18 protein-coding genes are annotated in these 19,511 nt (G+C 37.6%); 7 read left to right on the forward strand and 11 right to left on the reverse strand.

The window, feature by feature from the left end; genetic code table 11:
- Window position 1: 1 nt before the first annotated feature.
- From rodA to AB1278_RS22975, 5 genes are read right to left on the reverse strand one after another with little or no spacing between them, the layout of a single operon-like run.
- Entirely contained in the window at window positions 2-1,231 is a 1,230-nt protein-coding gene (rodA, locus tag AB1278_RS22955; protein ID WP_429817226.1) for a rod shape-determining protein RodA, read from the reverse strand.
- The gene (locus AB1278_RS22960) at window positions 1,228-3,273 is read right to left on the reverse strand and encodes a peptidoglycan D,D-transpeptidase FtsI family protein (protein ID WP_343640858.1); all 2,046 of its coding nucleotides are present in this window, start codon (window positions 3,271-3,273) and stop codon (window positions 1,228-1,230) included. The genes rodA and AB1278_RS22960 overlap by 4 nt, the downstream gene beginning before the upstream one ends.
- Complete coding sequence (locus tag AB1278_RS22965) at window positions 3,270-3,776, reverse strand: hypothetical protein (RefSeq protein ID WP_002982456.1); 507 nt, start codon at window positions 3,774-3,776, stop codon at window positions 3,270-3,272. Before AB1278_RS22965 ends, AB1278_RS22960 begins: the two co-directional genes overlap by 4 nt.
- Entirely contained in the window at window positions 3,769-4,623 is an 855-nt protein-coding gene (gene mreC, locus AB1278_RS22970; RefSeq protein ID WP_202841879.1) for a rod shape-determining protein MreC, read from the reverse strand. The genes AB1278_RS22965 and mreC overlap by 8 nt, the downstream gene beginning before the upstream one ends.
- Window positions 4,624-4,651: 28 nt before the next feature.
- Window positions 4,652-5,677 (reverse strand): rod shape-determining protein, encoded by a 1,026-nt coding sequence (locus AB1278_RS22975; protein ID WP_002982450.1) that lies wholly within the window; start codon window positions 5,675-5,677, stop codon window positions 4,652-4,654.
- Window positions 5,678-6,070: 393 nt separating this feature from the next.
- Here AB1278_RS22975 and hemA point away from each other — a divergent pair, with 393 nt between their 5' ends.
- From hemA to hemE, 4 genes are all read left to right on the forward strand, one after another.
- Window positions 6,071-7,345: a glutamyl-tRNA reductase gene (gene hemA / locus AB1278_RS22980; protein WP_110009152.1), complete on the forward strand. Its 1,275-nt coding sequence runs from the start codon at window positions 6,071-6,073 to the stop codon at window positions 7,343-7,345.
- Window positions 7,332-8,240: a hydroxymethylbilane synthase gene (hemC, locus tag AB1278_RS22985; protein WP_202841882.1), complete on the forward strand. Its 909-nt coding sequence runs from the start codon at window positions 7,332-7,334 to the stop codon at window positions 8,238-8,240. The genes hemA and hemC overlap by 14 nt, the downstream gene beginning before the upstream one ends.
- A gap of 64 nt (window positions 8,241-8,304) precedes the next feature.
- Window positions 8,305-8,988 (forward strand): uroporphyrinogen-III synthase, encoded by a 684-nt coding sequence (locus AB1278_RS22990; protein WP_202841884.1) that lies wholly within the window; start codon window positions 8,305-8,307, stop codon window positions 8,986-8,988.
- A 46-nt stretch (window positions 8,989-9,034) separates the two neighbouring features.
- Window positions 9,035-10,066 carry a uroporphyrinogen decarboxylase gene (gene hemE / locus AB1278_RS22995; RefSeq protein ID WP_079240028.1) on the forward strand — a complete coding sequence of 344 codons (1,032 nt, stop codon included), beginning with the start codon at window positions 9,035-9,037 and terminating at the stop codon, window positions 10,064-10,066.
- A 78-nt stretch (window positions 10,067-10,144) separates the two neighbouring features.
- Here hemE and AB1278_RS23000 read toward each other — a convergent pair whose 3' ends face one another.
- Window positions 10,145-10,966 (reverse strand): T9SS-dependent choice-of-anchor J family protein, encoded by an 822-nt coding sequence (locus AB1278_RS23000; RefSeq protein ID WP_202841886.1) that lies wholly within the window; start codon window positions 10,964-10,966, stop codon window positions 10,145-10,147.
- 137 nt (window positions 10,967-11,103) lie between these two features.
- Here AB1278_RS23000 and AB1278_RS23005 point away from each other — a divergent pair, with 137 nt between their 5' ends.
- The gene (locus AB1278_RS23005; RefSeq protein ID WP_202841888.1) at window positions 11,104-11,229 is read left to right on the forward strand and encodes a GNAT family acetyltransferase; all 126 of its coding nucleotides are present in this window, start codon (window positions 11,104-11,106) and stop codon (window positions 11,227-11,229) included.
- Window positions 11,230-11,282: 53 nt separating this feature from the next.
- On the opposite strand, the gene AB1278_RS23010 is transcribed toward AB1278_RS23005, so the two are convergent.
- From AB1278_RS23010 to AB1278_RS23030, 5 genes are all read right to left on the reverse strand, one after another.
- Window positions 11,283-12,503 carry a cysteine desulfurase gene (locus AB1278_RS23010; RefSeq protein ID WP_202841890.1) on the reverse strand — a complete coding sequence of 407 codons (1,221 nt, stop codon included), beginning with the start codon at window positions 12,501-12,503 and terminating at the stop codon, window positions 11,283-11,285.
- A gap of 284 nt (window positions 12,504-12,787) precedes the next feature.
- Window positions 12,788-13,435 (reverse strand): 50S ribosomal protein L25/general stress protein Ctc, encoded by a 648-nt coding sequence (locus tag AB1278_RS23015; RefSeq protein ID WP_110009121.1) that lies wholly within the window; start codon window positions 13,433-13,435, stop codon window positions 12,788-12,790.
- Between the two features lie 56 nt (window positions 13,436-13,491).
- Window positions 13,492-14,430 carry a ribose-phosphate pyrophosphokinase gene (locus tag AB1278_RS23020; protein WP_110009120.1) on the reverse strand — a complete coding sequence of 313 codons (939 nt, stop codon included), beginning with the start codon at window positions 14,428-14,430 and terminating at the stop codon, window positions 13,492-13,494.
- Window positions 14,431-14,515: 85 nt separating this feature from the next.
- Window positions 14,516-15,976 carry a G-D-S-L family lipolytic protein gene (locus AB1278_RS23025; protein WP_343643873.1) on the reverse strand — a complete coding sequence of 487 codons (1,461 nt, stop codon included), beginning with the start codon at window positions 15,974-15,976 and terminating at the stop codon, window positions 14,516-14,518.
- Window positions 15,977-15,988: 12 nt separating this feature from the next.
- Window positions 15,989-17,227 carry an OmpP1/FadL family transporter gene (locus AB1278_RS23030; protein WP_110009118.1) on the reverse strand — a complete coding sequence of 413 codons (1,239 nt, stop codon included), beginning with the start codon at window positions 17,225-17,227 and terminating at the stop codon, window positions 15,989-15,991.
- A 430-nt stretch (window positions 17,228-17,657) separates the two neighbouring features.
- On the opposite strand from AB1278_RS23030, the gene AB1278_RS23035 reads away from it, so the two are divergent.
- Complete coding sequence (locus AB1278_RS23035; RefSeq protein WP_411414153.1) at window positions 17,658-19,052, forward strand: PSP1 domain-containing protein; 1,395 nt, start codon at window positions 17,658-17,660, stop codon at window positions 19,050-19,052.
- Window positions 19,045-19,509, forward strand: a complete 465-nt coding sequence (locus tag AB1278_RS23040) for a gliding motility lipoprotein GldH (protein ID WP_411414152.1) — start codon at window positions 19,045-19,047, stop codon at window positions 19,507-19,509. Before AB1278_RS23035 ends, AB1278_RS23040 begins: the two co-directional genes overlap by 8 nt.
- Window positions 19,510-19,511: the final 2 nt, after the last annotated feature.

Here is a 19,511-nt window from a genome sequence, read left to right on the forward strand (position 1 = left end):
TTTACACCAAACTGTTCTTATCAGAGTAATTAAGTTTAAAGAAAATAAAAGTCATCATAGAGAATGCCAGTAAAGAACTTCCTCCATAACTGAAATAAGGAAGCGGAATCCCAACTGTCGGGAAAAGCCCCATTACCATTCCCAGATTGATCGAAAAGTGCATCAACAGAATCGAGGCAAAGCAATATCCGAATACACGGTTAAAAGTTGATTTTTGCTGTTCAGAAAGATAATAGATTCTTCCTATGTATACCACATAAGCAAGCACCAGAATAGCACTTCCGATAAATCCCCACTCTTCCCCTACCGCGCAGAAAATATAGTCTGTCTGCTGCTCTGGCACAAATTTCCCCTGGGTTACAGACCCTTCACGGTAACCTTTTCCCCAAAGTCCGCCGGATCCGATCGCTGTTTTGGAATACAAAAGATTGTATCCGGAAGTATCTCTGAATGCCTTTTCCCCTTTGTAAAGAACCTCAATCCTTTCTCTCTGGTGCTTAGGCAGTTTTTCTAAAATATAAGGAGACCCGAAAGCCAGTCCGCACAATAAAAGAATAGAGCCCGCAATTCCTGAGATAGAAATTACATCCCATGACATTCTATGATAATTCATTGCTATCAGAACACCGGCAATCACTAAAACTGCAATCACAACATAAACAGGAGGAATAGCCAGTGAGATCAGGAAAACTCCGGCAAAAATAAATCCTATACCGAATAAAAGCCCGCTCAGTCCTTCTCTATATAAAGCAATGAAAAATGCAATAAATACAAGCATGGAGCCCACATCCGGAATAGCAAGAACCACTACTGCCGGAATACCAACGATGGCTAAAGTAGTCCATAAAGACTTTCTGTTTTTAAGATTAAAATCAGGTCCTGAAACATAATTAGCCAGCATTAAAGATGTTCCTATCTTGGCAAACTCCACGGGCTGCATGGTAAAACTTCCGAATTTATACCAGTTCTTCTGGCCAAGGATTTCTTTACCAAACGGAAAAAGCCCTATCAGCAGCAGCACACCGCCAATATAAATAATTCCTGCCATATTCTCGAAGAATTTACTTCTGCTGACAAAGATGATAAGCCCCACAAATAATGAGATACAGAAAAAGATCAACTGTTTCTCACCCAGTTTCTGGTCCACACTGTAAATATTTGCAATCGCGAAAATGCAAAGCAGGAAATACAGCCCAAGGCCAAGTTTATCTATTCCTTCTGTCCATTTCATTGCTTCGCAGTTTTTTTAGCCGTGTTATTTTTTTTAGTCTCTTCGTTTATTTTCTTTTGCAGCTTAGCCTTTTGCTGTTTTACCTGCTCCAGGCTATCTTTTATTCTTTTCTGTCTGATTGAGTCAGGTTTAGGATCAATATATAAGCCTTTACGTTTCAAATCAGCAATCCACTGCCTTTTGTATTCAGGCATGAAACTCGAGGTAATCATTTTTTTGTAAAGATGTTCTCTTTTCAGATCACCTGTAATATATTTTTCAGCAATCACGGTACAGGCTGGTCCTGCCCATGTAGCTCCAAATCCTGCATGTTCCATTACCGCTACTACAACAATTTTAGGTTTATCAGCAGGGGCAATCAATACAAAGATGGAATTATCTTTTCCTTGCGGAACCTGTGCGGTACCTGTTTTTGCCAGTTGGGTAAAATCATTGGATTTCAGTCCTCTTGCAGTTCCTCTTAAAACTACAGCTTCCATTCCTTTTAAAACAGGCTCAAAATGTTTTGGATCAACCAGAGTTTTGTGTTTCACTTTAAATCTTGGGTCAGGATTTGGCTTTCCATCAATTGCTTTTACGATATGAGGAGTATAATACCATCCTCTGTTAGCAATCGCCGCTACATAATTGGCCAGCTGAATAGGAGTTACCAGAACATCTCCCTGTCCCATTCCGTTATAAATGGCACCCGTAGACATTTCATCCCAGTTTTTAAAATCAGTTCTCTGGGAACCGCTTGCCTTCATGATCGCTTTAAATCTTCTCTCGTAAAAATCTCCTGAAGGTATTCTCCCCTTTGCCCCAACAGCAAAGTCATTATTCAAGAATTCTCCAACTCCGAAACTGCTCATGATTTTTTTCCACTCATCAACACCTTTTGAAGGGTTTCCCGGATATTTCTTGATAATGGCAATAAATGCGTAGGTGAAAAAACAGTTACTCGAAACCTGAATGGAAGGGATAAGCGGATCTGCTCCACCATGGCCTTTAATTCTTTTTCCTTTGTAGAAAAATCCGCCGCCACAAGGGAAGATCGTTTTCTCATCCATCACACCCATCTGCATAGCTGCTAAAGCAGTCAGCAGTTTGAAAGTGGATCCCGGAGGATATCCTGCCTGCAACGCACGGTCAAAAGTAGGTTTATTTTCATAAAGCGTATCTTTTGATAGGGCATATAGGTTTTTTGATTTATTAGGTCCTGTAAAAAGGTTCGGGTCAATGTCCGGTCCGGTTGCAGCGACTAAAACTTCTCCATTATTAGGATCTAACGCTACAATTGCACCATGTTTGTTGACCAGCATTTCTTCAGCTGTTCTCTGAAGATCATAATCAATGGTTAACGTAATATCTTTACCGGTAATCACATCTTTATCTAAAGAACCGTTCTTATAGGAACCAATATTTCGAAGCTTGATATCTTTCTGGATATATTTCACACCTTTTACCCCGCGAAGTTCTTTTTCGTAGGATTTTTCAACCCCTGTTTTTCCAATGAAATCTCCCGGTAAATAGTAGAGTGAATCTTTTTTAATATCTCTTTCATTTACCTCACTGGTATAACCAAGAAGGTTTCCGGATGTGGAAACTTCGTACTGACGCTGAGGTCTTGATACAATATTAAATGCTGGATACTTAAAAATAATTTCCTGAACTCTGGCAATATCTTCTCTGCTGAGGTCCTTAATGAAAGTCATCGGCGTCAGCTTTGAGTAATATTTTTCTTTTTTGATAACATTGATTTTATTGATAAAATCCTGTTTTGTAATTTTCATTAAACTACAAAAAGCCAGCGTATCAAAATCAGGCTTCATCAAAGCCTGGGTAAACGAAATTTCATAAGCAGGCTGGTTTCCCACCATGATTTTACCATTTCTGTCAAAAATTACCCCACGCTGTGGAATAACATATTCTGTTTTAATGGAGGTGTTGGCCGCATTCAGTGCATAGCGGTCTGTAAACAGCTGCAAATAGGCAAGTCTCGCCACAAAAATAAGGGCGATGATAACGAGAATGGAAAAAATTTTTAAATAACGTGTGTTCAAACTTTTTGTTTGATTTTAAATATTAATGCGTAGATGACTATAAAGATAAATGAAATTACACTTGTTACCAACACATTAAATAATATTTCAAAAAACCTGCTGAACTTAAAGAACTCGATATATTGTACTAAAAGCTGATGCAGGAAAATACTTGAAAATAAAAACAGCAAAAACTGCGCCCATTGAAGGGACTGAAATGAGAAAAAGTCTGTAGACGTATCTGTGGAAGTCCTGAAGATCAACGTTCTGAAATAGGCAATTAACGTTGTTGCAAATGCATTGATTCCCCACGAATAAAGAAAACCGTCAATAGACAATCCTATTAAAAAGCTCAATGCCAGGAATTGAAATTTGTTTCTGAAAAACGGATAGAACATGACAAATACAGGATATAATACCGGAGTATATTTCCCGAAAAGAGTAATCCTGTTCAATACAAATATCTGTAATGCAACAAGAAAGATCATGATCAATATATCGGTAAATAAAGTCCTGCTAATCATTTTCCTTTTTTATTACAGCCTGCATAGTGTCCTGAATCTTCTGCACTTCTGCTTTCTTAAGATTCTTCACTACATACACTTTATTCAACGCTCCCATTTTTTCACTCAGCTCTACGGAAATATCCCAGAAGCCGGTTTTATTATCTACAGAGTATCCTGCAATGGTACCAATGGTAACTCCCTTAGGAAAAATAGCAGATTTACCGTCTGTAACAACAGTATCGCCTACTTTCAGGGCTACATATTTCGGAATATCTGCCAGGTGCATTACCCTTGAGTTATCTCCATTCCATGTTAAAGTACCAAAATACCCTGAGTTTTTAAGTGCTGCATTAATTCTGATCTTGTTAACACTTAACACGGATTGAACCAATGCATAACTATCTGTAGAATTGATTACAATTCCCGCAATACCTCTCGGCGCCATTACTCCCATTTGAGGAAAGACACCGTCTCTGCGTCCGCGGTTGATTGTAAAGTAGTTGTTTCTTCTGTTGATACTGTTGAAAACAATCTCTCCATCAACAAAAGTATAGATCTGCCCTCCACCAATGGTATCATGAACTCTTTTAAAAACAGGATTCTTTGACCCGTCTTTTCCATAGAGCTCAGTCATAAGGGCTTTATTCTGAACCACAAGATCTTCATTGATCTGTTTTAGCTTCAGATAAGAAACTCCTTCGTCAATATATCCGGAAACCCAGGAATTGAACGCAGCCGTCTGGCCCGCAATCCAGGATCTCTGCATGGCATTTCTTGAGAATATCAAAACCAGAGCAATAATTTGCAGGAATATAAAGAAGACGAAAAGAGTATTCTTCGAAAATAATCTCAGCAAAAATCCCATTCAGATATAAAGTCGTAAAAAGTTAAAATTATTTAATTAAGAAATTGAACTTATCCATATTCTTAAGGGCAATACCTGTTCCGCGAACTACAGCTCTCAACGGATCTTCAGCAACAAATACCGGAAGACCGGTTTTTTTGTGAATTCTGTCCGCAAGACCTCTTAATAACGCTCCTCCTCCAGCTAGATAAATACCTGTTTTATAAATATCTGCAGCCAATTCCGGAGGGGTAAGAGATAATGTTTCCATTACAGCATCCTCGATTCTGATGATCGATTTGTCTAACGCACGTGCAATCTCTTTGTATCCAACCATAATTTCTTTAGGCTTACCTGTAATAAGGTCTCTACCCTGTACCGGGATATCTTCGATGTCTACATCAAGATCTTCTACTGCAGAACCTACTTCAATTTTGATTCTTTCAGCTGTTCTTTCCCCAATATAAAGGTTATGGTGAGTTCTTAAGTAATAAGCAATATCATTGGTAAATACGTCTCCTGCAATTTTCACAGATTTATCACATACAATACCTCCTAAAGCTACCACAGCAATTTCCGTAGTACCACCACCTATATCGATGATCATGTTACCTTCAGGTTTCTGTACGTCGATCCCAACTCCAATTGCAGCAGCCATTGGTTCGTAGATCAATCTTACTTCTTTTGCATTTACTTTCTGAGCAGAGTCTCTTACCGCTCTTTTTTCAACTTCAGTAATACCAGAAGGGATACAGATTACAATTCGTAATGCCGGTTGAATGAATTTACCTTTGATTCCAGGAATTTTCTTGATGAATTCCTTGATCATGTGCTCAGAAGCGTGGAAATCAGCAATAACCCCATCTTTCAAAGGACGGATGGTTTTGATATCCTCGTGAGTTTTACCCTGCATATGCTTGGCCTGCTCTCCGACGGCAATCGGCTTACCCGATGAACGTTCAATTGCAACAATTGAAGGTTGATCAATAACAATTTTATTATTATGGATGATTAGGGTATTAGCAGTTCCAAGGTCTATCGCAATTTCTTGCGTAAACATATCAAATAAACTCATATTTTTCTTCTGATTTTAAGATTACAAAGATATAAATTTAACACTAGTAAAGAAATTTCCCACCAACTTAATTTGGTTAAAATTTTATTAAAATTTATAATTCTTTATTAAGTTTTAGTTTAGACATTTACAGAGTTTGATTTCAACTAAAATTCATGGGATGTTAAAAGGGCTGAAAAGCGAATTAGCAAAAGGGTAAAAAGCCTGAGAATGTACCACAAAAAAGGCATCAATAAAACTTAAAAAGTGTAACAGCTTTTATACAACATGCCATTTTTGACTTTTTTACAGTTTCGCCTTTTGCAGCATTCCCTTTTATAGTTTTTTACGATAATTATCATATACACTATCTGAGAAAGGTTAATGAAAAAAATCGTAAATTTGCCACTGCTTATGTTACAGTATTCCAACATTCATCGAACGTCAAATTTTGCCGTGCTTTCAATAAGCTACGAGAAAGCCGACGTAGAAACGAGAGGAAAGTTTGCATTCTTTGATGAGAACATCAAAAACTTTGTTTCCAGAGTCCATCAGGAAGATCTGGGTGATGCATTTGTGGTTTCCACTTGTAACAGGACCGAAATTTATACCACTTCTCCCAATTATCTTTTAGTAGCGGAAGAGTATTGCAAAACGATTGGAGTACAACTTACCGATTTTCTTCAGTTTGCAAATATTCTTACCAAAGAGGAAGCTCTGATTCATCTTTTCAGAGTTGCAGCAGGCCTTGAAAGCCAGATTATCGGAGACTTTGAAATTATCGGGCAGATAAAAAAAGCATATAGCCGTTTCAAAAAAGAAAGACAAAATTCGAATCCTTATCTGGAAAGAGCCATCAATGCTGCGATTCAGATTTCGAAAAGAATAAAAAATGAAACCGGCATTTCGAATGGTGCTGCTTCGGTTTCTTATGCGGCCGTTCATTATATTTTAAACAACCAGAAAAGGATTACTGAAAAAAACATCCTTCTTTTAGGGGTAGGTGAAATAGGACAGAATACCGTTGAAAACCTGGTAAAGCATGTCTACCAGCCGAAAATTAAAATTGCCAACAGAACTCAGGAGAAAGCCGAAAAAATTTCCCAGAAATATAATATTCCTCACGTTGATTATTCTGATTTTGACCAGGAATTAAAAAATACAGATATTCTTATTGTGGCAACAGGAGCCAAGCATCCTATTGTCAACCGGTCTCATTTCCCTAATGGAAAAGAAACACTGATCATTGACCTTTCCATTCCTCATAACGTTGAAAAGAATGTTACTGAAAATAAAAACGTAACTCTGATTGATGTGGATGAGCTTTCAAAACAGATTCAGGAAACGATTCAACAGCGCGAAAGAGAAATCCCGAAAGCTGAAAAAATCATTAAGGAACTGATGAAAGACTTTATTGAATGGGAGAAAAAGAGAAAACTTGCCCCTAATATTCATCATTTCAAAGCCGTTCTAAAGAACATGGAGCGTAATGAAATGCATAATTTCTACAAAAAAAATAAATACATAAACATCACGGACATGGAACTTTCTGATAAAATGATCCAGAAAATCACCAACCGTTTTGCAAAATATATCATCGATAATCCTTTAAAAGCCGAAGAAATTAGTAAATTAATGCACGAAATATTAGTTGAACAACCAAACAACGAATTCAATGAAAAGCATTAGAATCGGAACGAGAAATTCCGCACTTGCACTTTGGCAGGCTAGAGAGGTTGCGAGGCACCTTCAGAACAACAATTATTTAACGGAAATTGTTCCTATCGTTTCTTCTGGCGATAAGAACCTTAATCAGCCGCTTTATTCTTTAGGAATTACCGGGGTTTTCACAAGAGATCTTGATATTGCCCTATTGAATGATGAAATTGATATTGCCGTACATTCTTTAAAAGATGTTCCCACTCAATTGCCTCAAAATATTGAGATGATCGCTTATCTGGAAAGAGATTATCCACAGGATATTCTGATCAGAAAAGAATCTGCAAGGAATAAAGAATTCCATGAGCTTAAACTTGCCACCAGCAGTTTGAGAAGAAGAGCTTTCTGGCTGAGAAATTATCCTACCGCTGAGTTTTCGGATATCAGGGGAAATATTCAAACCAGACTTCAAAAACTGGAAGAAGGAGATTTCGATGCTACGATCTTATCTTTGGCAGGCATCAAAAGAATGAAAATGGAAATTGATTATGAAATGCTTCCATTAATGATCTCTGCCCCATCACAAGGCGTAATCTCTGTAGCCGGACATACTGACAAGCCGGAGATCAATGAAATTGTGCGCCAGATCAATCACCAACAGACTCAGATCTGTGTGGAAATTGAAAGAAACTTCCTGAGCACTTTAGAAGGAGGCTGTACTGCACCTATCGGAGCATTTGCAGAAATTATCGACGACCAGATCCGCTTCAAAGCAGCACTTTGCTCTCTGGACGGTAAAAACTGTATTGCTGTAGATGAAAACTTTGTCTATACTCCAAATGAGAATTTTGGAGAAAAGTTTGCAAAAGTTGTTCTTGAGAACGGAGGAAAAGAATTAATGGCAGAAATCAAAAGCCAGATCTGATAGTTCAGATTTACATTTTTATATTCCTTTAGCCACACTTTTTCATTTTCTTAATTTTACAGACATGAAAATCTTATTTACCAAAAATATAGACCCATCTATTATATCCAAAGAATTAGGAGAGGATATTTTGGTTGACTGTGTTGAGGTAATTAAGACCAGCCCTATTATGATCAATCCTTTTGATCTGAAAAACTACTCTCTGATTTTTACCAGCGTCAATGGAGTGGCTTCTTTTTTTAAAAACAGATTCAAACCCAATGAAGATTTTACCGCAAAAAACTATAACAAAATCTATTGTGTAGGTGAAAAGACCAAAAGAGAGCTGAGGAAACATGGTTTTGGAACATTTAAGGTACTGAAAAATGCTGAAACTCTTTCGCGATTCATTATCGGAAAATGCCAGCACGAGCAGTTCCTGCACTTCTGTGGCAATCTTGCCATCAATGTTCTGGACAAAGACCTTCCGTTACAAAACATTAAGTACAAAAAAGTTACCATTTATAATACTGAGGAAACTCATCCTGTAATAACTGAAAAATATCATGCTGCAGTATTTTTTAGTCCGAGCGGAGTTCGTAGTTTTGCAAGGCGAAATTCTCTGGAAGGCATGAAGCTTTTTTCCATTGGCGAAACCACTTCCGGTGAGCTGAGAAATTATACGCAGGAAGAAATTTTTACTTCAGAAGAAAATACTCTGACATCAATATTTGCATTGATCAGAAAAGAAATCGGAAGTAGGATTTAGAATATCTGTTACCGGATATTGCCGGTAATATTAGTTACAATAGATTATGATAAAAAACGACCTATATTTAAAAGCACTTCGCGGAGAAACCGTTGAAAGACCTCCTGTCTGGATGATGAGGCAGGCTGGAAGATATCTGCCGGAATTCATTGCTTTAAGAGATCAGTATGATTTCTTTACAAGATGTCAGACTCCTGAACTTGCCGCTGAGATCACTCTGCAGCCTATCCGCAGATTTCCTCTGGATGCCGCGATTCTGTTTTCTGATATCCTGGTAGTTCCGCAGGCAATGGGAATTGATTTCAAAATGAAAGAATCTGTTGGCCCTTGGCTGGATACTCCCATCAGAACGATGGAACAGGTTCAGAATATTGAAACTCCGGATGTGAATGACACTTTAGGTTACGTTTTTGATGCTATTGAACTTACCTTACAGAAGCTGGATAACGAAATCCCATTGATCGGTTTTGCCGGTTCTCCATGGACTATTCTTTGCTACTGTGTGGAAGGAAAAGGAAGCAAAGCATTTGACATTGCAAAATCTTTCTGTTTCCAACAGCCTGAAGCAGCACATTTATTATTACAAAAAATTACCGATACTACGATTGCTTATTTAAAGAGAAAAGTAGAAAAAGGAGTTTCTGCAGTACAGGTTTTTGATTCATGGGGAGGAATGCTTTCTCCTACGGATTATCAGGAGTTCTCATGGCAGTATATCAATCAGATTGTTGAAGCATTAAGCCCGCTTACTCACGTTGTCGTATTTGGGAAAGGATGCTGGTTCGCACTGGAAGACATGACAATGTCTAAAGCGTCTGCTCTTGGCGTAGACTGGACTATTAAGCCGGAATTCGCAAGAACACTGACCAACCATACGATGACACTACAGGGGAATTTTGATCCTGCAAGACTTCACTCAACACCTGAAACGATTAAGAAGATGGTGAATGAAATGATCAACCGTTTCGGAAAAGACAGATATATCGCCAATTTAGGGCACGGAATTCTCCCTAATGTGCCTGTAGAAAATGCTGAAGCATTCATCAGAGCGGTAGTAGACTGGAAACCGAATGTATAAGATTATTTCTTTTGAAAATATACAAAACCCTTATAGGCATTCTATAAGGGTTTTTTGTTAGAATTATTTTTTTAATGATTATTCCTTCATCACTTTCTTTTTAACAACTTTTCCATCAGGATTACTGATCATTATAATATAGACTCCTTTTGGCAGATCTGATAAGTCATAGGAATCAGATGCTTTATTAAATGTTTTCACAAGTTTTCCTGACTGGTCAATTACAGAAATCTTTTCAAACTTGCTCTGAGAGCTTTGTTTAATATAAAAATCCCCCTTAACCGGATTCGGATATACATCTATATGATCTGCATACGAAACTTCTGACGTTGCCAGAAGGCCACTTGTAATCTTTACATTATCTATTACAACACCATAAGAATAATCTCCGGCATCATCATAAACAAATCTTAATTTAAAAGCTGCGTTAGCATAAGGTGTCAGATCTATATTGGCGGCAGTATCATAACTGGTTACTACAAATGTAAAAGTATTAAAATCAAGGTCCCATATTCCTGCGTCACCTGAAAAAGTAAAAACCTGAATCCAGGAAGTTCCATTGAAAACTTCAACTTTTAAAGTAGAATCAAGATTATCAATCATATTAGCATAATTAAACGAGAGCTTTGGATTTACTACTCCGGCCAGGTTAATTACAGGAGAAATCAGTCTGGCATTCGTATTAACTACGGATGGTCCTGCATCATCATCATCAAAAAAAGCTGCTCCATCGGGAAAGCCAGCGAAACCATTCTGGACACCCACATTCCAATTAAATGAATTATCCGGATTCTCTACCATCCACCCGGCCGGCAAAGCATTTCCGTTGAAATTTTCAGAAAAAACTTGTGCATCACACAGACCACAAATCGACAATAATAGAATAAAGAATTTTTTCATAATAAAATATTTGATGTTTATATAAAATTAGCGAAATATTTTTCATAAAATATTAATAATTATATATAAAATCAATACATTACATGAAATTATTAGAAAAGATCAGAATTTTATACTTAACCTTTAAATCGCATCATATGAAAAAATTAAACAAAGAAAAGATGAAAAGCATTATGGCAGGAGGAGAAATCTGTCTGGAATGTGCTATCGGCTATTATCAGGTCATTATTGAAGGCCGGTGCTATTGTATTTCAATAGATTAAAAAAAAGCAGCTCAACAGCTGCTTTTAATTGTATATCAGAGATCCAATATTGATTAGCTCAACATTCTCTGTGCTTTTTTAACACCTTCCACCAGAGCATCAATTTCTTCGAAAGTATTATAAACAGCAAAACTTGCCCTCACTGTTCCGGCAATATTAAAGAAGTTCATAATAGGCTGCGTACAGTGGTGTCCTGTTCTTACAGCGATTCCCATTTTATCAAGAATCATTCCTACATCAGAGGCAATTCCTACTCCTTCCAGATTAAAAGAAACAACCCCGGTTCTCTTCGCTTTTTCACCATAGATTCTAATACCATCTATTTCCAAAAGCTGTCTTTGCGCATATTCCAATAAAGCATTTTCATGATTCTGAATATGGGTATGACCTACTCTATTCATGAAATCAACAGCAGCACCTAAAGCAATATTCCCGCCTACATTCGGTGTTCCCGCTTCATATTTGAATGGAAGACCTGCATAAGTGGTACCATCGAAAGAACACGTCGCAATCATCTCCCCTCCTCCGTGAAACGGCGGTAAAGCTTCCAATATTTCTTGTTTTCCATATAAAATACCTGTTCCCATCGGAGCATACATTTTATGACCTGAAAACACAAAGAAATCGCAATCCATCTTCTGTACATCAATATTGAAATGCGGAGCAGACTGAGCTCCGTCTATCACAACATAAGCATCGGTATTTTTTCTTGTTTTAGCAATAATTTCCTCAATTGGATTTACAATTCCCAAAGCATTAGAAACCTGATTTACAGAAACAACCTTCGTTTTTTCACTCAAAAACTGATCAAAATAATCCATCTGAAGGATTCCGTTCTCATCAATCGGAATTACGCGAAGTTTCGCTCCGGTTCTTTCACACAGCATTTGCCATGGAACAATATTGGAATGGTGCTCCAGATATGAAATAATGATTTCATCATCTTTCTGCAGTTTCTGTGTTAAAATATAAGCGATGAGGTTCAACCCTTCTGTTGTTCCCTTGGTAAAAATCACCTCAAAGTCATGTTCAGCATTAATGAATTTCTGAATCTTTCTTCTTGAAAGCTCCATTTCTTCTGTTGCCAGCTGGCTCAACGTATGAATCCCTCTGTGAACATTAGCATTAAGTTCTGTATAATATGCGTGACAGACTTCCAAAACTGAATTTGGTTTTTGGGATGTAGCTGCATTATCCAGATAAACCAAAGGCTTACCGTTCACTTCTCTGTCCAATATAGAAAACTGGCTTCTTATTTCCTGAATGTCAAACATTTATTTATTTTTTAAATTAAAACGTCCTTATTTAGAACTCTTCAAATTTACGGCTTTTTTTCCGAAAGGAAGCATGGGGTTGGGTACTGATCGCTATCTGTTGATAGAAATATTCAATAGGGTAAGGTGAAGAAAGCCAATAAAACAAAAGAGGAAATTACTAAAGGGCAAAAAGACAAAATTGAAAGCAGCCTACCAGATTGTTCAGGTATCCTGCTTACTCGTTACCAAATAAAAAACCCGCCATAACTGACGGGTTCTTATATTGTTTAAATAAGCAATTCTTATTCTGCTGCAGTTTCAGCTGCTGCTTCAGGAGCTGCACCTTCTTCAGTTGCAACTTCTTCATCCTCATCATCATCCTGCATTGCTGCACCTCCTTTCATTGCATTTCTAGACATCTTAACAGCAACTACTACTGCATTGTCAGGGTGCATGAAAGAATATCCTTCTGTTTTGATACCACCGATGTAAAGTTTGTTACCAATTCTTAATGGAGTAACATCAACTACTACTTCGTCAGGTAGGTTAGCAGGGATAGCTTTTACTTTTAGTTTTCTGAAAGACTGACGTAAAACACCACCAGCTACAACACCTTTTGAACGTCCTGTAATTCTTACCGGAACTTCCATGATCACTGGCTTATCGTCAGATAACTGATAGAAGTCAACGTGAAGAATTTTGTCAGTAATTGGGTGGAACTGAATATCCTGAAGAACAGCTGGAATTGTTTTTCCGTCAACCTCAATAGATACCGTGTGTGCTTCAGGAGTGTATACTAATCCTTTGAAAGCTCTCTCTTCAGCAGAGAAGTTCAAAGGTGCTTCACCTCCATAAACAACACAAGGAACTAATTCAGCATCACGTAAAGCTTTTGTAGACTTTTTGCCCACGCTTTCTCTTTTTGTACCTTGAATTGTAATAGATTTCATTTATAAAAAATTTAAAAAATTGTTCTAATTTTAATTTGCAATTTATTTAAAATCAATTAAATAACAAATTTACTACTAATTGATTTATGTTCATGAACCATTGTCATAACGTCTGCAAATAACGGGGCGCAAGATAGCACTTTTATTTTAGATGACAAATTATTTTTAACAGGAATTGAGTCAGTTACAATAACTTCCAGCAATTTTGAGTTCTCAATATTCTCGTAAGCCTTACCAGAAAGCACTCCGTGGGTAGCCATAGCTCTTACTGTTTTTGCTCCTTTTTCAATCAAGATATCTGCAGCTTTGCAAAGTGTACCTGCAGTATCAATCATATCATCAATAAGGATTACGTTTTTACCTGTAACATCACCAATAAGGAACATTTCTTCTACAACGTTTGCTTTTTTTCTTTCCTTATAAGCAATTACTACTTCAGCACCCAGGTGACCGGCATAGTTTTTCGCTCTTTTCGCACCTCCCATATCCGGAGAAGCAATGGTAAGATTATCAAGATTCAAAGACCTGATGTGGTCTACGAAAATAGTAGAGGCATACAGGTGATCTACCGGAATTTCGAAGAATCCCTGGATTTGATCTGCATGAAGGTCCATTGTCATGATTCTTGTTGCTCCTGCTGCAGTAAGAAGGTTGGCAACTAATTTTGCACCGATCGGCGCTCTTGGTTTGTCTTTTCTGTCCTGTCTGGCAAGACCAAAGTAAGGAATTACTACGGTGATGCTCTTTGCAGAAGCTCTTTTTGCTGCATCAATCATTAGAAGAAGTTCCAAAAGATTGTCTGCAGGAGGGAATGTAGATCCAATCAGGAAAACTCTTCCTCCTCTTACAGATTCGTCCAAAACAGGCTCAAATTCCCCATCACTGAACTCCTGAAAGTTGATTTTTCCTAATTCTTTCCCATAATTCTGGGCAATTTTCTCTGCCAAGTCCCTGCTGGTTCTTGTACAAAATAGATAACTTAACTGATCGGCCATTTTTACTTTTTAAAAGATTTTGCAAATTTAAAAAAAAACCACAAGATTTACTCCTGTGGTTTTTAAGTTTTTATTTTATCAATTATTAAGGGAATTTAACTCCTGAATATTTGTTCGGATCTACCTGTGGAAGTGTAGAATTGTATTTGGCGTTAATAGATTTAATAAATTCATTAGCAACAATACCATATCCGCGTCCTGTCAGATGAACTCCGTCTAAAGAGAAAGCTCCGCCGGTTACAAATGTCGCCGTATATTTTACTCCATCCCAAATAATTCCTGATTTAGAATTCAATTCCATCATTTTAGCGTCCATATCCACAAAGGCAAGACCTTTGTCTGTTGCTGCTTTTTTTATCGCTGTGTTATATCCTGCAGTAGCAGCAAGGACTTTTGCAGTCTCAGCTTCAGTAAGGACAAGCTTATCTTCTAATGGTACGGAAGTACCTCCTCCAGCCTGTGGAGTAAGAACTTTACTAGCTGGTAAAAGAATTAAATCCTTCGCTGTTGTTTGTCTGTATTTTGGAAGCCCCGGAACAGTTGACAGATCTTTATCTACAATTACAGCTCCGTTGACTGCTGCTCCGGCAGTAAATTTAATTAACCTTCTCTGATATTCCGCATCGCTGATCGCTCCTAAGGTTTTAGCCTGAAGCAATCCTGCGTTATACTGAGCATATCCTGTATTCAGCTGAGTCACCTGAGCATCTGTCAAACCCGTAAGAGGCATAGCAGGAATTCTCGTAAAGTAAGGGACATTGGTAACTGTAGGAATATTAGCAATAACACCTTTTCTTTTTGTACCGGCAGGGAATAGTTTATCTACTAAATAAGCATAGGTATTACTGAACCCTACCCCTACAGCACCATCTACTGGCGTAATCGGAACATTCGGATCAGCTCCTCCTGAAGTTGCATATAATAAAACATCATTATTTCCTATCCATAAAGAAATGAAGGTTGGGTCTTGTTTTAGGGCATCTTCTACTACTGAAGTTGTTGTTGATGACGCAAACCTTACGAAATATGGATTTGCAGTAGCAGGCGTAGAGATTAATCCGGCTGGATTCCCATATCCCGGAGCCAGTAAATGCGCTACTCTTGCTCCCGGAACTCCCATATTCTGGTAAGGACCACCAGCAGAAACATTATCTAATGCTGCTCCTGGAGCTGTTGGACCGGGAGTTAATGCTCCGTTCACCACACTTAACACATATTTACCTGCAAAATCTCCTGTTGCTGGGTTAAATAAATTGGTAAACCCTCCTGTGTCATTAGGCATCATTGGCTGTTTAAAAGCGCCTCCACCTGCTAATTGCATTTGCGCTGCAATCATGCTTGGATAAGATTCATTCTGTCCACTGCTGTAAAGTGCTCCATCTCTATAACCAGCAGTTAATGAGTTTCCTAACGATATATATTTTGAAAAGTCTGCGTCTCCTTTTGTTACCGGGATATCTTTCACATCCGTATCGAAATCCGTATTACAGCTTACTGTAAAAAGAAGTGCAGAAACTGCCATTGTCGATATTATAATTTTTTTCATAGTCTTCTAAAATTAAAATGGATTATAAGAGAAACCTAGACCAAAGTAGAAAGCAGTTGCTTTTGACTGTCCGTTAAGCCCTATATTAACATTATTCACCTTTCTGTACTGAGGCATTGCATATCCTCCGGCAACATCAATTCCGAACTGCTTCAGCTTGAAGCCTACCCCACCTGTAACCACATAGGTATCATATGAAGGAGTTTCCGGTATAAAGTTATCCGTAGTATAAGGTGCTTCATCATAATAAGCTCCCAAACGTCCGTAGATCATATTGGTGAATGCATACTGGGTTCCCAGTCTGAAAGTTTTGGAGTTTTTGAAGTTCTTAGGATTGGTAAGAATCGTTGGGTCTGACGGATTGTTTCCGATAGGCGCATTCTCAAAATCCAATGTAAGTTTGCTGTATCTTTCCCATCCGTGATAGTTAAAGTCTGCAGAAACCTGCCACTTCGGTGTTATCTTATAAGTCAAACCAATGGTATATTCTTCAACCAATGGCAGCGTTGCTGAGAAACCATCTTGTCCTGCAGCATTCAGTTTTAGCTGATTATAAACAGATTGAGAAGGGAACTGGAATGTAGCAGTTCCTGATTTAGCTTTCATATCGATTGCTGAACGATATGCAATACTCACATCTAATTTCGGGTCAGGTCTGAAATAGAAACCGAATCCATATCCGTGGCCGGTTGCATTATCGTCATTAATATTAACCTTTCCGTCAAATTGAGTCACTGCCTTGTCCCAATCCACTTTTCCTCTTGCGTAGATATAGCTGGCACCAAAAGATACCCATGGAGCCAATTTTACAGAGACCATTGGCTGGAAATAGAAACTTTTCAGTTCCATTTTCTGTACCAATTCCTTACCTTCCCAGTTATCAGGCCATTTGATTGTACTTCCAAAAGGCGTTGAAAAACTGAACCCTACGGTAAGTTTCTCTATGGGTCTATAAGTAATTGCAGCATATATAGGTGTTCCTATAGGGTTATCTGTTTCTGCACTTTGTAAAGTATTGAAGTTTTGAAAAGTAACTTTATTACTTGCACCAAACCCTCCTGCCACTACACTCAGCTTGGAAGGGATAAATGACATACCCGCCGGGTTAAAGAATGTCACACTCGCGTCTTCGGCATGAGCACTAGTATGCGCCATTGCCAATTGTTTTACCCCCTGCAGGGAAACTCTGAAGCCTCCTGCATAAGATAGAACTCCCGCCAATAAAGCAGTTGATACTAATATTTTTTTCATAGACTATTATTATATATATAAGCCAAATATAAAATTATTTTGAATACGTCTGTTAATATTTCCTAATATTTTAAACAATATTGCAAAAGAAAACTATGTTTAAAATAACACCTCGAAGAAAATAAAATGCAAAATAATCATTATTAACTATTTAAAACAGTTGATAAACCAAGTCATATTCATTGTTTAGTTTTAAACGATTGTTTAAAACCAAACAATAATGCTCTAAAAAAGCAATACAGGAAAGTAAAAAGATAATAAATGTTAAAGGAAACAAAATAGAATAAATATTAGCATCTGATTAAGTCTACAGCCATCATTCTTAGTCAAAATATGAAAATGTTTTATGCCGAATTCAGCTTATTTAAGTATTTTAGAATCGCATAAAGATAAAAATACATAAATTTGCAGATTATAAATAATAGAAAATATGAGTTGTGGATGTAAAACATCCGGCGATTCTGCACATTCTTGCGGCCCTAAAAAAACCGCAAATGGCTGTGAAAATGTAAATACCTGCGGGAATAGTTATAAATTAAGTGTTTTTGACTGGCTTTCTAACATCAACAATCCGGCACCGAACAGGTGTGATTTTGTAGAAGTTAGATTTAAAAATGACAGAAAATCGTTTTATAAAAATGTAAATAATATTCCTTTACATATAGGTAGCGTAATTACAGTAGAATCAAGTCCGGGACACGATGTAGGCGTAGTAAGCCTTACGGGAGAATTAGTAAAGATTCAGATGAAAAAGAAAAAGTTTTCTGAAGAATCGGCACTCAAAATATACAGACAGGCCAACCAAAAAGACCTTGAGGTATGGCAGGAAGCAAGAAAAAAAGAAGATGGCGTAAAGCTTGAAGCAAGAAAAATTGCACAAAGATTAGGTCTTGAAATGAAAGTTACTGACGTGGAATATCAGGGGGATGCTTCAAAAATCACCTTTTATTACACTGCTGATAACCGAGTGGATTTCAGACAATTAATTAAAGATTACGCCGGAGCTTTCCGTACTAAAATTGATATGAAACAGATTGGTTTCAGACAGGAAGCAGCCAAGGTGGGCGGAATCGGATCTTGCGGACGTGAGCTTTGCTGTTCTACATGGCTTACAGATTTCAGGTCTGTAAACACCAACGTTGCAAGATATCAACAACTGAGCATCAACCCTCAGAAACTTGCAGGACAGTGCGGTAAGCTTAAATGTTGTCTTAACTATGAGCTTGACAGCTATCTGGATGCGTTAAGCAACTTCCCTTCTTCTTCAACTACTTTGGAAACAGAAAAAGGAAAAGCATTCTGTATCAAAATTGATGTTTTCAAAAAGAAAATGTGGTTTGCTTACGTGGATAGTTCAATCGCATGGTATGATTTCGATATTGATCTTGTTAAAAAACTGATTTCAAAAAACAAAAGAGGTGAAAAAACGCTTCCTCTTGAAGACTTGAAACAGCCGGAAGCCTCTACTCATACTATTGACCTGATCCAGGAAAATAATGTGGACCGATTTGAGAAGAAAAACAGAGGAAACAGAAACAGGAATAAGCAGAATAACGGACAACAGGGATCACAAAACCAAGGTCAGGGACAAGGACAAAAAAGAAACAGACCGGAGAAAAACGACAGGCCGGAAAGATCTGAAAAAACCGAAAACCCAAATGCCCAGTCTGCCAATCAGCCTAGACCTCAAAAGCAGCACCCACAGCAAAAAGCACCTGTGGAAAAAGCGGTGAACAACTCTGATGCTGATAAGAAGCCACAGAGCAATCCAAATAAGAAAAAATTCAAAAAGAGATATCCTCCAAAAAAAGATAATAATGCATAAAATTTTAGGATTACTGTCACTTATCCTTTTCTTTAGCTGTAACTCTTCCTCAGGAGGAGACATCATTATGAATTCCGTTGATAACAAATGGAATAAGAAAAGTGAACAAAAATTTAATCTTGAAGTTTCAGATCCGCAGAATCCTAAAAATATTATATTTGTCGTAAGAAATAACAACACTTATCCTTACAGCAATATAAGGTTTATAGTGAATTTCACCAATCTACAGAACAAAAAAAAGGAAACAGACACTTTAAATTATGTTCTGGCTAAACCAAACGGAGAATGGCTTGGTACAGGGTTTGGTGATACGAAAGAAACTTTGTTTCAGTATAAAGTAAATTACCAGTTTCCAGGAAAAGGAAAATATGAAATCGGTCTTACCCAGGCGATGAGAAACGACAACCTTCCGGGAATTGAGGATATTGGGGTAAAAATAGAAACGGCTAAACCGTAACC

This window comes from Chryseobacterium sp. NRRL B-14798 (assembly GCF_050470705.1).
Classification (GTDB): domain Bacteria; phylum Bacteroidota; class Bacteroidia; order Flavobacteriales; family Weeksellaceae; genus Chryseobacterium; species Chryseobacterium cupriresistens.